The organism is Streptomyces sp. NPDC090798 (assembly GCF_044768965.1).
In the GTDB taxonomy this organism is placed as follows: Bacteria; Actinomycetota; Actinomycetes; order Streptomycetales; family Streptomycetaceae; genus Streptomyces.
In genome coordinates this window covers 122,007-134,936 of sequence record NZ_JBIVXA010000014.1, presented here as the reverse complement: position 1 = coordinate 134,936, position 12,930 = coordinate 122,007, and the positions used below count along the sequence as shown (strand labels likewise).

Annotated in this window: 14 protein-coding genes and 2 pseudogenes; 9 read left to right on the top strand and 7 right to left on the bottom strand. The window is 71.5% G+C overall.

The genetic code is table 11. The features are described 5' to 3' along the window. Position 1 precedes the first annotated feature (1 nt). The gene (locus ACIQTP_RS28765) at positions 2-1,162 is read right to left on the bottom strand and encodes a cation diffusion facilitator family transporter (RefSeq protein WP_403405167.1); all 1,161 of its coding nucleotides are present in this window, start codon (positions 1,160-1,162) and stop codon (positions 2-4) included. 62 nt (positions 1,163-1,224) lie between these two features. Between ACIQTP_RS28765 and ACIQTP_RS28760 the strand changes: the two genes are divergently transcribed. Further along, complete coding sequence (locus tag ACIQTP_RS28760; protein WP_403404935.1) at positions 1,225-1,584, top strand: ArsR/SmtB family transcription factor; 360 nt, start codon at positions 1,225-1,227, stop codon at positions 1,582-1,584. A 16-nt stretch (positions 1,585-1,600) separates the two neighbouring features. Here ACIQTP_RS28760 and ppk2 read toward each other — a convergent pair whose 3' ends face one another. The 4 genes and pseudogenes from ppk2 to ACIQTP_RS28740 all read right to left on the bottom strand — a co-directional run bounded on the left by ppk2 (position 1,601) and on the right by ACIQTP_RS28740 (position 4,053). After that, positions 1,601-2,485, bottom strand: coding sequence for a polyphosphate kinase 2 (gene ppk2, locus ACIQTP_RS28755; protein WP_402049434.1), 885 nt, complete (start codon positions 2,483-2,485; stop codon positions 1,601-1,603). A gap of 21 nt (positions 2,486-2,506) precedes the next feature. Then, entirely contained in the window at positions 2,507-2,743 is a 237-nt protein-coding gene (locus ACIQTP_RS28750) for a hypothetical protein (protein ID WP_403404931.1), read from the bottom strand. 19 nt (positions 2,744-2,762) lie between these two features. Then, a pseudogene (locus ACIQTP_RS28745) lies at positions 2,763-3,472 on the bottom strand (anion permease). A 164-nt stretch (positions 3,473-3,636) separates the two neighbouring features. After that, the gene (locus ACIQTP_RS28740; RefSeq protein WP_385374277.1) at positions 3,637-4,053 is read right to left on the bottom strand and encodes a Fur family transcriptional regulator; all 417 of its coding nucleotides are present in this window, start codon (positions 4,051-4,053) and stop codon (positions 3,637-3,639) included. Positions 4,054-4,210: 157 nt separating this feature from the next. Between ACIQTP_RS28740 and ACIQTP_RS28735 the strand changes: the two are divergent. The 3 genes and pseudogenes from ACIQTP_RS28735 to ACIQTP_RS28725 form a co-directional block, all read left to right on the top strand. Next, positions 4,211-4,288, top strand: a pseudogene (locus ACIQTP_RS28735) (catalase); the annotation flags it as partial. Between the two features lie 258 nt (positions 4,289-4,546). Next, complete coding sequence (gene katG / locus ACIQTP_RS28730) at positions 4,547-6,763, top strand: catalase/peroxidase HPI (RefSeq protein WP_403404928.1); 2,217 nt, start codon at positions 4,547-4,549, stop codon at positions 6,761-6,763. A 128-nt stretch (positions 6,764-6,891) separates the two neighbouring features. Continuing rightward, entirely contained in the window at positions 6,892-7,740 is an 849-nt protein-coding gene (locus ACIQTP_RS28725) for an alpha/beta fold hydrolase (protein WP_403404925.1), read from the top strand. A 15-nt stretch (positions 7,741-7,755) separates the two neighbouring features. Here the strand turns inward: ACIQTP_RS28725 and ACIQTP_RS28720 are convergent, their stop codons facing one another. Continuing rightward, complete coding sequence (locus ACIQTP_RS28720; RefSeq protein ID WP_403404922.1) at positions 7,756-8,196, bottom strand: GNAT family N-acetyltransferase; 441 nt, start codon at positions 8,194-8,196, stop codon at positions 7,756-7,758. 75 nt (positions 8,197-8,271) lie between these two features. Further along, positions 8,272-8,679 (bottom strand): CoA-binding protein, encoded by a 408-nt coding sequence (locus ACIQTP_RS28715; protein ID WP_402049415.1) that lies wholly within the window; start codon positions 8,677-8,679, stop codon positions 8,272-8,274. Positions 8,680-8,949: 270 nt separating this feature from the next. On the opposite strand from ACIQTP_RS28715, the gene ACIQTP_RS28710 reads away from it, so the two are divergent. The 5 genes from ACIQTP_RS28710 to ACIQTP_RS28690 all read left to right on the top strand — a co-directional run bounded on the left by ACIQTP_RS28710 (position 8,950) and on the right by ACIQTP_RS28690 (position 12,917). Next, positions 8,950-9,927 (top strand): aldo/keto reductase, encoded by a 978-nt coding sequence (locus tag ACIQTP_RS28710; RefSeq protein ID WP_402049412.1) that lies wholly within the window; start codon positions 8,950-8,952, stop codon positions 9,925-9,927. A 210-nt stretch (positions 9,928-10,137) separates the two neighbouring features. Further along, entirely contained in the window at positions 10,138-10,803 is a 666-nt protein-coding gene (locus tag ACIQTP_RS28705; RefSeq protein WP_403404918.1) for an SDR family NAD(P)-dependent oxidoreductase, read from the top strand. A gap of 85 nt (positions 10,804-10,888) precedes the next feature. Next, positions 10,889-11,407, top strand: a complete 519-nt coding sequence (locus tag ACIQTP_RS28700; protein ID WP_403404915.1) for a MarR family winged helix-turn-helix transcriptional regulator — start codon at positions 10,889-10,891, stop codon at positions 11,405-11,407. Between the two features lie 287 nt (positions 11,408-11,694). Next, positions 11,695-12,375: a hypothetical protein gene (locus tag ACIQTP_RS28695; protein ID WP_402049403.1), complete on the top strand. Its 681-nt coding sequence runs from the start codon at positions 11,695-11,697 to the stop codon at positions 12,373-12,375. After that, positions 12,372-12,917 carry a SixA phosphatase family protein gene (locus ACIQTP_RS28690; protein WP_403404912.1) on the top strand — a complete coding sequence of 182 codons (546 nt, stop codon included), beginning with the start codon at positions 12,372-12,374 and terminating at the stop codon, positions 12,915-12,917. The genes ACIQTP_RS28695 and ACIQTP_RS28690 overlap by 4 nt, the downstream gene beginning before the upstream one ends. The last annotated feature ends 13 nt before the right edge of the window (positions 12,918-12,930 follow it).

Genomic DNA, 12,930 nt, shown 5'->3' with positions numbered 1-12,930 from the left:
GTCAGGCGACCATGTGATGCGCCAGCGCCAGGTGCGGGTCCGTCTCGCCCGGCACGGGAGCCGGATCGGCGTGTACGAGGGCCGCGGTGAGCTTCGGTATGGCGTGCAGCAGGGCGTGCTCGGCCTCGACGGCGATCCGGTGCGCCTGTCGCACGCTCGCCTCGCCGTCCACCACGACCGCCACCTCGGCGCGCAGCCGGTGCCCGATCCAGCGCAGCCGCAGCTCACCCACCCCGCGCACGCCGGGGACCTCCCGCAGCGCCTGTTCGGCCGAGTCGACCAACTCCGGGTCCACGGCGTCCATCACGCGCCGGAACACCTCGCGGGCGGCGTCGCGCAGCACCAGCAGGATCGCGGCCGTGATCGCCAAGCCCACCAGCGGGTCGGCGAGTTGCCACCCCAGTGCCGCGCCGCCCGCCCCCACCAGCACCGCCAGTGACGTGAATCCGTCCGTACGGGCATGGAGGCCGTCCGCGACGAGGGCGGCCGAGCCGATCTCCCGCCCGACCCGGATGCGGTGCCGGGCGACCCACTCGTTGCCGAAGAAGCCGATCAGCGCGGCCGCCGCGACGGCCGGGATGTGGTGCAGGGGACGCGGGTCGATCAGCCGCTCGACCGCGGTCCAGGCCGCGAAGGCACCGGAAGCGGCGATCGTCAGCACGATCACGATGCCCGCGAGGTCCTCCGCCCGGCCGTAGCCGTAGGTGAAGCGGCGCGTCGCCGCGCGCCGGCCCAGCACGAACGCGATGCCGAGGGGGACGGCGGTGAGCGCGTCGGCGGCGTTGTGCACCGTGTCGCCGAGCAGCGCGACCGATCCGGAGACCACGACCACGACCGCCTGCGCCACGGCGGTGGTACCGAGGACGACGAGCGACACCCACAGGGCGCGCATGCCGCGCGCCGAGGACTCCAGCGCGGAGTCGAGCTTGTCGCCGGTCTCGTGGGAGTGGGGGGTGAGGAGGTGACGCAGTCGGGGGAGGGGCCCGGAAGGGGCGCTGTGGGGGTGATCGTGGGGGTGCGGATGGGGCGGCGGGTGGTCGTGCCCCGAGCGGCCGTGGTGGTGACTGTGGTCATGGCCGTGGGGCGAGCCGTGACCGTGGGTGTGGCCGCGACCGTCGCTGTTGTCGTGGCCGTGGCCTTGCTCGTCGTGCCGGTCGCTCATGGGGGTCCCCTTCCGGTACGCGGGATTGGACGTGTCGGCGTCCATGGGACCATTATGTGCGTATGAGCGCACGCATGCACCTGTCACCTGCGCATGATGCGCATCCGCGCACCCCCGGCGAGGAACAGTTCGCGCTCGCCGCCGAACTCCTCGCCGTCCTGGGCGACCGCACGCGGCTCACCCTCCTGCACGCGCTGACCGGCCAGGAGGCCGATGTCACGACGCTCACCGAGGCGTGCGGGGCCGCGCGCCCGGCCGTCAGCCAGCATCTGGCCCGGCTGCGGCTCGCCGGTCTGGTGAACACCAGAAAGGAGGGCCGCCGGGTGATCTACTCACTCGGTGACGGCCATCTGCGCCGGGTGGTCGACGAGGCGCTGAACCTGGCCGACCACCGCCTCACCGACCGCCCGCCGCACGACTGAGGGGAGCCCCCGGCGCTCAGTGGCCGGTGTCGTCCTCGCCCGCCTCCAGCAGGTTCGCCGCCGCGCCCACGATGCTCGGGTCCGGGCTGCCGACGACCTCGTCGTCCTTGTCCGCGTAGGCGAAGCGGGCCAGGACGCTGCGCATCGCCTCGACACGCGCCCGCTTCTTGTCGTTGCTCTTCACCACGGTCCAGGGGGCCTGTTCGGTGTCCGTCTCGCGGAACATGGCGACCTTGGCGGCGGTGTAGTCGTCCCAGCGGTCCAAGGAGGCCAGGTCCATGGGGCTGAGCTTCCACTGTCGTACGGGATCGACCTGGCGGATCGTGAAACGGGTGCGCTGCTCGCCCTGCGACACGGAGAACCAGAACTTGACCAGGTCCACCCCGTCGTCGACGAGCATCCGTTCGAAGGCGGGGGCCTGCCGCATGAAGCGCCGGTACTCGTCGTCCGTGCAGAAGCCCATCACTCGCTCGACGCCGGCCCGGTTGTACCAGGACCGGTCGAACATCACGATCTCGCCCGCGGTCGGCAGATGCTCCGCGTACCGCTGGAAGTACCACTGGCCGCGCTCGCGCTCGGTCGGTTTCTCCAACGCCACCACGCGGGCGCCGCGCGGATTGAGGTGCTCGGTGAACCGCTTGATCGTGCCGCCCTTGCCGGCCGCGTCGCGCCCCTCGAAGACGATGACGAGGCGGCGCCCGGTCGCCTTGATCCAGCTCTGCAGCTTCAGCAGTTCTATCTGCTGGAGGCGTTTGTGCCACTCGTACTCCTTGCGCTCCATGCGCTCGTGGTACGGGTAGTTCTCACGCCAGGTCTCCACCGGACTGCCGTCCGACCGGATCAGTACCGGGTCGTCGTGGTCGCTGTAATCGACGGTCAGACCCGTCAGCAATGGCGTCATCGCGGCCTCCCCGGCTTCACTTCAGTGGAACTGCGGCACGATCAGGTAAATTCCGTACGCGACGACAGCTGCGCAGGCCAGGAAAGACAGTCCCGCCCGCGCGAAGCCGAGGGCGTGGGTGCCGCCGGCGTCCTTCTCGCGTGCGGCCTCGATCTGGGAGACACCCAGCACGCCGAGCGCGAAGACGACCACCACTCCGACAGTGACGGCGACGCTCACCGCGGTGACCTCGCCGAGTGCGGACCAGTTCACATGCATCGTACGACTTCCCCTTGGCTCAGGCGACGGAGCCGACGGTCGTCGGCACAGCGGCACGGACGGTGACCTCGTGGGCGTCGTTCACATGGTCGGCGCGCACCGGGTTGCGGCGCGAAGCGACCACGATGGACGCGGCGACGGCGGCGGCGCACAGGGCGATCACCACGGTGCCGAAGGTGCCGCCGTGCTTCACCACGCTCGCCGAGACCCCGCCGACCAACGCGGCGGCGGGCAGCGTGACCAGCCAGGCGATCACCATGCGCCCCGCCGTGCCCCAGCGGACCTCGGCCAGTCGCCTGCCCAGGCCGGCGCCGAGGATGCCGCCCGAGCAGTCCTGCGTGGTGCGAAGTGCACTCCGTGCTCGCCCGCGCCGACCCACACCGCCCCGATCAGTCCGCCGAACAGGGCGTGCGAGGAACTGGAGGGCAGCCCGAGCAGCCAGGTCGGCAGATTCCAGGGAATCGCCCCGACCAGGCCCGCGAAGATCATCCCTGGTGTGACCAGGGTGTCGTCCACGATGCCGTCCGAGATGGTCTTCGCGACCTCGGTGGACAGGAACGCCCCGCCGATGTTCAAGGCGCCGCTGATGAGGACCGCTGTTCTCGGCTTGAGTGCCCCGGTGGCGATGGACGTGGCCATCCCGTTCGCCGTGTCGTGGAATCCGTTGGTGAAGTCGAAAGCCAGCGCCGTGACGATGACGACCGCCACGAGGAACGTGATGTGGTCCATCCCCTCATGGAGGCGACCACAGGCGTACGCCGGGCGAACCGGAGGCGAAGGTGGTGTGAGCCGGAGTGAAGGTGACGGTACGGAGGAAGGGGCCTCGACGCGGTTCGCTCGGGGGTCGGTCGGCGTGCGGTGGCTGAAACGCGTCCTGTGCGCGGTACTCGTCCCTAGGCGCGGCCGCAGTCGGGGCACAGGCCCCGGTAGGTCACCTCGACATCGGAGACGGTGAAGCCGAACCGCTCGGAGGCGGGCAGATCGGACAGGGGGTCGCCGCTGGGGTGGACGTCCCGGATGGCGCCGCAGACCGAGCACACCAGGTGCTGGTGGGGGCGGTGGGCGTTCGGGTCGTAGCGCTTGGCGCGGCCGTCGGTGGCCACCTCGATCACCTCGCCGAGCGAAACGAGCTCGCCGAGGGTGTTGTAGACGGTCGCGCGGGAGATCTCCGGCAACCGGGCGGTGGCGCGCGCGAGCACCTCGTCCGCGGTGAGGTGCACATGCTCGCCGTCGAGTACCTCGGCGACCACCCGGCGCTGGGCGGTCATCCGCCAGCCGCGTCCGCGAAGTCGTTCGAGCAGGTCACTCATGCTCACCAGCCTAACCATGCATCGTCTGACGAATGAATCCGTACGGGTCTGGTTCTCGTATTGACTTGGATTGAGTCCATCGTAGGATCGGTTCCGGCGGCAGCCAAGGGACAGGACAACAGCAGGGGAAGGCACGTGACGGTTCAGGAGACGGGTGGAGCTCGCCCACTTCAGCCGCGAGCGCATCCCCGAGCGCATCGTCCACGCGAGGCGCATCGCCCAGGCGAGCGGAACCGGCGCCCCGCGCACGGGGCCCTTCGCGCACCCACCGCGGTGCGACGCGTAGGCCGTGCCGAACCCGGCGGTCCCACCCGGTTCGAGCGACGCGTCGGCGACTGCCACCACTCCGTCGTGTGCCGGTCGTACGGTGTCGTCGTCGACGTCCCCAGGGGCCCGCTCGCCGGCCGTTTCGACTGTTTCGACTGTTGTGACCGACTGTTCCACCGCCCGCTGTTCCTGAGCACAGAGATCCGCCCCGTCCGGAAGGATTCCCATGTCCGAGAACCATGATGCAATCGTCACCGATGCGAAGTCGGAGGGCGCAGGTGGCTGCCCCGTCGCGCACGGGCGTGCCGCGCACCCGACCCAGGGCGGCGGAAACCGCCAGTGGTGGCCGGAGCGGCTCAACCTGAAGATCCTCGCCAAGAACCCCGCCGTGGCGAACCCCCTCGGTGAGGAGTTCGACTACGCCGAGGCGTTCAAGACCCTCGACCTCGCGGCCGTGAAGCAGGACATCGCCGAGGTGCTGACGACCTCGCAGGACTGGTGGCCGGCCGACTTCGGCAACTACGGCCCGTTCATGATCCGGATGGCCTGGCACAGCGCGGGCACCTACCGCATCAGCGACGGCCGCGGCGGCGCCGGCGCAGGTCAGCAGCGCTTCGCCCCCCTCAACAGCTGGCCGGACAACGGCAACCTCGACAAGGCCCGCCGCCTCCTGTGGCCGGTCAAGAAGAAGTACGGCCAGAGCCTCTCCTGGGCCGACCTCATGATCCTCACCGGCAACGTCGCCCTGGAGCAGATGGGCTTCGAGACCTTCGGCTTCGCCGGCGGCCGTGCGGACGTCTGGGAGTCCGAGGAGGACGTGTACTGGGGTCCCGAGACCACCTGGCTCGACGACCAGCGCTACACCGGCGACCGTGAGCTGGAGAGCCCGCTCGGCGCCGTTCAGATGGGCCTCATCTACGTCAACCCCGAGGGCCCCAACGGCAACCCGGACCCGATCGCCGCGGCCCGCGACATCCGTGAGACGTTCCGCCGTATGGCGATGAACGACGAGGAGACGGTCGCCCTCATCGCGGGCGGTCACACCTTCGGCAAGACCCACGGCGCGGGTCCGGCGGAGAGCGTCGGCGACGACCCCGAGGCCGCCCCGATCGAGGCGCAGGGCCTGGGCTGGAAGAGCACGTACGGCACCGGCAAGGGCGCGGACGCCATCACCTCCGGCCTGGAGGTCACCTGGACCACCACGCCCACCCAGTGGAGCAACGGCTTCTTCGACAACCTCTTCGGCTACGAGTGGGAGCTGACCCAGAGCCCCGCGGGCGCCAACCAGTGGGTGGCGAAGGACGCCGAGGCGACCGTCCCCGACGCGCATGACCCGTCGAAGAAGCGTCTGCCCACGATGCTCACCACCGACCTCTCGCTGCGCGTCGACCCGATCTACGAGCCGATCTCCCGCCGTTTCCACGAGAACCCCGCGGAGTTCGCGGACGCCTTCGCCCGCGCCTGGTACAAGCTGACCCACCGTGACATGGGCCCGAAGTCGCTCTACCTCGGCCCGGAGGTCCCCGCGGAGACCCTGCTGTGGCAGGACCCGCTGCCGGAGGCGGAGGGCGAGGCCATCGCCGCCGAGGACGTCACCGGCCTCAAGGCGAAGATCCTCGACTCGGGCCTGACCGTCCCGCAGCTGGTCTCCACCGCGTGGGCGTCGGCCTCGACGTTCCGCGGCAGCGACAAGCGCGGCGGCGCCAACGGCGCGCGCATCCGCCTGGAGCCGCAGCGCGGCTGGGAGGCCAACGACCCCGACCAGCTCGCGGCGGTGCTGCGCACGCTGGAGGGCATCCAGCGGGAGTTCAACGCCGGTGCCAAGAAGGTCTCCCTGGCCGACCTGATCGTCCTCGGCGGCAGCGCCGCGGTCGAGAAGGCCGCCAAGGACGCCGGTCACGACGTCGAGGTGCCCTTCACCCCGGGCCGCGTCGACGCGACGGACGAGCACACCGACGCGGAGTCCTTCGCCGCGCTGGAGCCCACCGCCGACGGGTTCCGCAACTACCTCGGCAAGGGCAACCGCCTCCCGGCCGAGTACCTGCTGCTTGACCGCGCGAACCTGCTGACCCTGAGCGCTCCCGAGCTGACGGTCCTCGTCGGCGGCCTGCGCGTCCTGGGCGCGAACCACCAGCAGTCGGCGCACGGTGTCCTCACCGCGACCCCCGGAACGCTGACCAACGACTTCTTCGTCAACCTGCTCGACCTGGGCACGACGTGGACGCCGACGTCCGAGGACGCGACCACCTTCGAGGCCCGCGACGACGCCACCGGCGAGATCAAGTGGACCGGCACCCGTGCCGACCTCGTCTTCGGCTCGAACTCCGAGCTGCGCGCGCTCGCCGAGGTCTACGCGGGCGATGACGCCAAGGCGAAGTTCGTGAAGGACTTCGTCGCGGCGTGGGTCAAGGTCATGAACCTCGACCGGTTCGACCTCGTCTGATCATCCCGGCCAGGACGTCCAGGTCGGCCCGTACCGGCCGACCTGGACGTTCTTTCGGTCCGGGGGACCTCCCTCGGCGTGCGTAAAAACGCTTGCCCCGACCGTCCCGTCGTCATGAGGATGACGGAATGCCGATCTTCTCCGCCCCCGACGGGACCCAACTGGCCTACCACGTCACGGGTCAGGGCGAGCCGCTGCTCTGTCTGCCCGGTGGGCCCATGCGTGCCTCCGCCTACCTCGGCGACCTCGGCGGACTGTCGCGGCACCGTCGGCTGTTCCTGCTGGATCTGCGGGGGACCGGTGACTCCGCCGTCCCGGCCGACCCGGCGACGTACCGCTGCGACCGGCAGGTCGACGACGTCGAGGCCCTCAGGGCGCATCTCGGGTGGGAGCGGATGGATCTCCTCGCCCACTCGGCGGCCGGTGACCTCGCGCTCCTCTACGCGGCCCGGTATCCGGACCGCATCCGCACCCTCACATCGGTCACCGGGCGCGCCCGGGCCCTCGGCATCGACTTCACCGAGGAGCACCGCCGGGAGGCGGCCGCGCGGCGCAAGGCCGAGCCGTGGTTCGCAGCGGGGCACGACGCCTACGAACGGATCTGGGCGGGCTCGGCGGCCGATGCCGACTGGGACGCCGCCGCCCCGTTCTTCTACGGCCGCTGGGACGCGACCGCGCAGGCGCACGCCGAGACCGAGGTCGAACAGACCAATGAGGAGGCCGCGGGCCTGTACGCGTCCGCCGGCGCGTTCGAACCTGCCGTGGCCCGCGCCGCCGTCGCCACGCTGGACGCACGGGTCCTGCTGCTCGCGGGCGAACTCGACAGTGGCCCACTGCCGCGCGTGGCCGCCGCCGTGGCGGAGCTGTTCCCCGAGGGGGAACTGATCGTCCAGCCGGAGGCCGGCCACCACCCGTGGCTCGACGACCCCCGGCGCTTCACCGAAACGGTGACGGCTTTCCTCGACCGGGCGCGGTGACCGGGCCCGGCCGGCTCAGGCCAGCCGCAGGTCGACCCACTCGGCCGTTTCGCCCGGCAGCACATACCGCTCGATCTCGACGAACCCGCGCTGCACGGCGAACCGCAGCCCGTCCTCGTTGGACGCCAGTACGACCGTCTCGATGACGTCCGCGCCCAGCGCCCGCGCCTGCTTCAGCCCGCGCTCGTAGAGTTCCTCGCCGAACCCCTGCCGACGGTGTCCGGGCAGGACCCGGACGATCACCGTCGCCGTCGAGCCACCGTCCTTCGGCGGACGCACGGTTGAGCAGCCCACCAGGACGTCTCCGAGGTGGGCGACCTCCAGGTGGTTGCGCCCGGCCCGCTCACGGACCTCGTCGAGCGACAGGGCGGCGGGTGGCACGATGACATTGTGGACGTACTGCCAGTCCTTGAGACCGGCCTCGTCGTCCGACTGCTGAAAGCTGAGTGTGGACACCGGAGCAGCAAACCCGCCCCCATCACGGGCCGTCAACCGGGTTTGCCCCGAACCGGCTTGCCGTGCGGACGCTGCTCAGCCGAGGCGCGGGATCTCGATCGCGGGGCAGCGGTCCATGACCATGTCGAGCCCGGCGGCGCGCGTACGGTCGTAAGCGCCCTCGTCGATGACGCCGAGCTGGAACCAGACGGCCTTGGCGCCGACGGCGGCGGCTTCGTCGGCGACGGGCCCCGCGAGGTCGCTGTTGACGAAGACGTCGACGACGTCGACGTCGAACGGGATCGCGTCCAGCGACGGGTAGCCCTTCTCACCGTGAACGGTCTCGGCCTTCGGGTGCACGGGGACGATCCGCTTGCCGTAGCGCTGGAGGACGTCGGCGACCCCGTACGCCGCGCGCCGCTCGTTGGACGAGAGGCCGACGATCGCCCAGGTGTCGCCGAGTTCGGTGAGGATCTTGCGGATCGTTGCCGGGTCGCCGTACACGGTCGGCCTCCTGGATCTGGTGTCGGGGACTGTCATGGGCCCGCGTGGTGTCATGGGTACTCAGGCGGAGAACAGCATGAGGCACACGGTGATTCCCTGGGGCACAGGGGTCCTGTCACACCCGGGAACGTCACTCCCCGGTACGGCGCGGTCTGTCATGCGGCGCGCGTGAGGGGGAGGGTGGAAGCCCCTCGACCGTTCGCCGGTCCGAGGGCGCGGACCAGCAAGCCCGCCGTGAACCGACCACGGCCGACCGAGAGGACGTACGCCATGCGCACCACGACACTGGGCAGCAAGGGACCCGAGGTCGGTGTGATCGGCCTGGGGTGCATGGGCATGACCTTCTCTTACGACATGAGGTCACCGCGCGACGAGGCCACCTCCATCGCGGTCGTCCACCAGGCGCTCGACCTGGGCGCCACCCTCATCGACACCGCCGACGTGTACGGCCCCTACACCAACGAGGAACTGGTCGGGCGGGCGCTGGCGGGCGGCCACCGTGAGCGCGCGGTGCTGGCCACCAAGGTCGGCCTGGTCGTGAGCGACCCGACCGGCGGTCCCGACCACTCCCCGCTCATCGTCAACAACGGCCGTCCCGAGCATGTACGGAAGTCGATCGACGAGAGCCTGCGGCGCCTCGGCACCGACCACGTGGACCTCTACCAGCTGCACCGCGTCGACCCCCAGGTGCCCGTCGAGGAGACCTGGGGAGCCATGGCCGAGGTCGTGGCCGCGGGCAAGGCCCGGCAGATCGGCCTGTCCGAGGTGAACGTCGAGCAGATCGAGCGGGCGCAGTCGGTGCATCCGGTGGCCTCGGTGCAGTCCGAGCTGTCGCTGTGGACCCGCGACCCGCTGGCCGAGGTGCTGCCGTACTGCGAGGAGCAGGGCATCGCCTTCCTGCCGTTCTCGCCGCTGGGCCGCGGCTTCCTGGCCGGACGGTTCGCCTCCTTCGACGACCTGCCCGAGGACGACTTCCGGCGACGGCTGCCGCGCTTCCAGCAGGACGCGCTGCGCGCCAACCTCGCCATCGTCGGCCGGGTCCGCGAGATCGCCGAGCGGGCCGGGATCACCCCGGCGCAGGTGGCACTCGCGTGGCTGGTCGCCCAGGGGCGGTACGTCGTCCCCATCCCCGGCACCAAGACCCCGAAGTACCTGGCGGACAACGCCGGGGCGGCGGACGTGGAGCTGAGCGCGGCGGCCCTGGCCGACCTGGACACCCTTCCCGCACCGGAAGGCGGCCGCTACTGACCGGCTGACGCCCCGTCAACGCCCCGAGATCACCCGGTACGAGGCGCCACCCGAGGGCCCTCGTACGGGGTGCCGCCCGAGGGCCCTCGTACGGGGTGCCGCCCGAGGGCCTTCCTGCGGGGTGCCGCCGTGAGTGACGAGCGGCGGAGGCCCAGCAAGGGCATGCTGCCCCTCGTAGGCTGCCCCACCCCCGAGGCCCCAAGGAAGACCATGACCACCATCGCCATCATCGGAGCCGGACCCGGCCTCGGAGTCGCCGTCGCACGGCGGTTCGGCCGCGAGGGGTTCGACATCGCCCTCGTCACCCGCACCACGGACCGGGCGCACACGCTCTCCGCGGTTCTGGCGCGCGAGGGCCTGACGGCGCGCGGTTTCGTGGCCGACGTACGCGACCCGAAGGCCCTCGAAGCGGCGCTGGACGCGGCGACCGCGACCCTGGGGCCCATCGAGGTCATGCAGTACAGCCCGGTCCCGCAGCGGGAGTTCATGCGGCCGGTCCTGGAAACCACCCCCGCCGACCTCGTGGGACCGATCGAGTTCTCGGTGTACGGCCCTGTCGCCGCCGTGCACCAGGTGCTGCCCGGCATGCGCGCCCTCGGCCGCGGCACCATCCTCTTCGTCAACGGCGGCACCGCCGCGGTACCCCACCCCGACCGGGCCGGCACCTCCATCGCCTTCGCCGCCGAGAGCGCCTACGGCCACCTGCTGCACGGCGCGCTCGCCGACGAGGGCATCCACGTCGCGCAACTCGTCATTCCCGGCGCGATCAGCCCCGGACACCCCAGGAAGGACCCCGCCGCGCTCGCGGAGACCCTCTGGAACGTCCACCAGGACCGGCACGGCTACCGGCACTTCGCCGACGACCTCGACTCCTGAGGGGCGGGGCCCGAGCAGCCCTCAGGACCCCCTCGGCCTCACGCGACATTGCTTGACTTATGCAAGTGGACGCTAGAGTCGTTCCATGTCGACACCACCGCCCAAGGCAGCCGATCCCGCGTTGACGGACGTGGCCGAGATCGAGCGTGCGCTCACTCGTATCTCGTATCTGACCAGCAGGGTTCGTCAGCATGAGCGCCTCATGGCACTGGCCGGGCTGCCCCTGGACCGGGCCGCCGTGGCGCTGCTGCGACAGGTCGCCGACACCGGCTCGCTGCGGCCCAGTGAGCTGGCGAACCTGCTGTCCGTCGAGGCGTCCCACGTGACCCGGCAGGTGCAGCAGCTGGAGAAGACCGGCTTTCTGACGCGCGTCCCGGACCCGAACGACCGCCGAGCCCAGCGCATCGAGCTCACGCCGGCCGGCCGGGACGCGGTCGACCGCGTGCGGGAGGCGAGCTGCCGAGGCATGTCGGTCGCGTTGGCGGACTGGTCGCCGGGAGACCTGGAGCGGCTGGCCAGGCTGTGCCATCGGCTGGCCGACGACTTCTTCGAACACGCCGAGGACGAGATCGATCTGGCGCCCGAGGGCTCTCGAAAGGCCTGACGCCGGGAGCAAGGGGACCGGGCCCGGCGCTGTGGCCAGAGGGCCGACGCGCAGGGCCGCACCGGTAGGCGATGACGACCCGTTGGGCGTGGCCCCGTGCGTGGAGTGTGGACATGGCGCGGTGCACATCGGTGCGGATGGTCAGCGGGCTGACGACGAGTTCCTCGGCGATCTCGTCGTTGGACGACCACTCGCACCTCATCCGGAGGGGCAGCCGGGGAAGCCCGTGTGTCCGGAATGGGTCCGACCTCCCTGCGCCCGGGCTCCCGCCCGCCTACGCTCGCTCCGTGCTGCGTATCACCGACGCCCGAACGGGCGAGCCCATCGACGCCGTCCCTGCCCGCCGGAGCCTGACCCGCGTCGAGGCGCACGTGGAGCGGGACGATCTGTCCGCACTACGGGTGCTGCTGGTCGCCGACGTGCTCGCCAGGACCCTGGAACTCGGTGGGACCCCCGTCGTCACGGTGGCCGACCCGCCCGCGGAGCTCCGGGTGCGCGCCGACGCGCTCGGCATCCGCCGCGCCGAGGGCGACCGGAGCGGTGCGGGCCCGGCCCTGCACGTGCTCGCGCCCGGCGCCACCGCCGTGGAGGGCATCCGCATCGAGGTCGCCCCGGTGCGGGGCACGGCCGACCCGGCGCTGCTGAGGATGGTTCTGCTCGCGGTCCCGCGCCGACAGCCCGTCGACTTCGCCACCGCCGACCTCGACGGCGCCCGGGAGACGCTCGCGCGCTGGCGCAAGTCCGTCGCCGCCTGGGCCACCCGGCCGTCCAAGCCCGTCCCCGAGCGCGTACGCCAGGAACTGCGCGCCGCGTGGGAGGACGACCTCGACGTACCCGCCGTACTCGAGGTGCTGCGGCGCGTCGAGCACGCGGACGACGTACCGGACGGTGCCCGCTTCGAGACGTACGCCTACGCGGACCGTCTCCTCGGGCTCGAACTCACCCGTGACATCGGGGCGCAGCGGTGATCGCACGCGCCGGAGCCGGCCCGCTGCGCAGACTCGTCGTCCTGCGGCACGCCAAGTCGGCATGGCCCATGGGTGTGGCCGACCACGAGCGGCCCCTCGCCCCGCGCGGCCGCCGCGACGCCCCGGCCGCCGGACGCGCCCTCGCCGAGTCGGACTGTCTGCCGGACCTCGCCCTGTGCTCCACCGCCGTACGCGCCCGCCAGACCTGGGAGTTGGCGGCGCGGCAGTGGGGCACCCCGCCGCCCGTACGGTTCGACCGGCGGTTGTACGGCGCCGAGGTACCGGAGTTGCTGGCGGCCCTGCACGAAGTCCCGGACCGGATCGGGACGTTGCTGCTGATCGGGCACAACCCCGGCTTGGAGGAACTCGTGCTCGAACTGGCCGGGGACAGCCTCGACGACGCGCTGGACGACGTACGGGCGAAGTTCCCGACCTCCGCGACAGCCGTCCTCGCCTGGCACGGAGACTCCTGGGGCGCGCTCGCCCCGGGCACGGCGCTGCTGACGGGCATGACCGTGCCGCGGGGCAAGAAGCAGGGCTGACGGGGGGAGGGAA

Excerpts from the sequence above, each read along its gene's own strand:
- ACIQTP_RS28705 (WP_403404918.1), top strand. The coding sequence starts at position 10,138 with ATGACCACCATCGCCATCATCGGAGCCGGACCCGGCCTCGGAGTCGCC.
- ACIQTP_RS28710 (WP_402049412.1), top strand. The coding sequence starts at position 8,950 with ATGCGCACCACGACACTGGGCAGCAAGGGACCCGAGGTCGGTGTGATC.
- ppk2 (WP_402049434.1), bottom strand. The coding sequence starts at position 2,485 with ATGACGCCATTGCTGACGGGTCTGACCGTCGATTACAGCGACCACGAC.
- ACIQTP_RS28765 (WP_403405167.1), bottom strand. The coding sequence starts at position 1,162 with ATGAGCGACCGGCACGACGAGCAAGGCCACGGCCACGACAACAGCGAC.
- ACIQTP_RS28725 (WP_403404925.1), top strand. The coding sequence starts at position 6,892 with ATGCCGATCTTCTCCGCCCCCGACGGGACCCAACTGGCCTACCACGTC.
- ACIQTP_RS28760 (WP_403404935.1), top strand. The coding sequence starts at position 1,225 with ATGAGCGCACGCATGCACCTGTCACCTGCGCATGATGCGCATCCGCGC.
- katG (WP_403404928.1), top strand. The coding sequence starts at position 4,547 with ATGTCCGAGAACCATGATGCAATCGTCACCGATGCGAAGTCGGAGGGC.
- ACIQTP_RS28700 (WP_403404915.1), top strand. The coding sequence starts at position 10,889 with ATGTCGACACCACCGCCCAAGGCAGCCGATCCCGCGTTGACGGACGTG.
- ACIQTP_RS28750 (WP_403404931.1), bottom strand. The coding sequence starts at position 2,743 with ATGCATGTGAACTGGTCCGCACTCGGCGAGGTCACCGCGGTGAGCGTC.
- ACIQTP_RS28740 (WP_385374277.1), bottom strand. The coding sequence starts at position 4,053 with ATGAGTGACCTGCTCGAACGACTTCGCGGACGCGGCTGGCGGATGACC.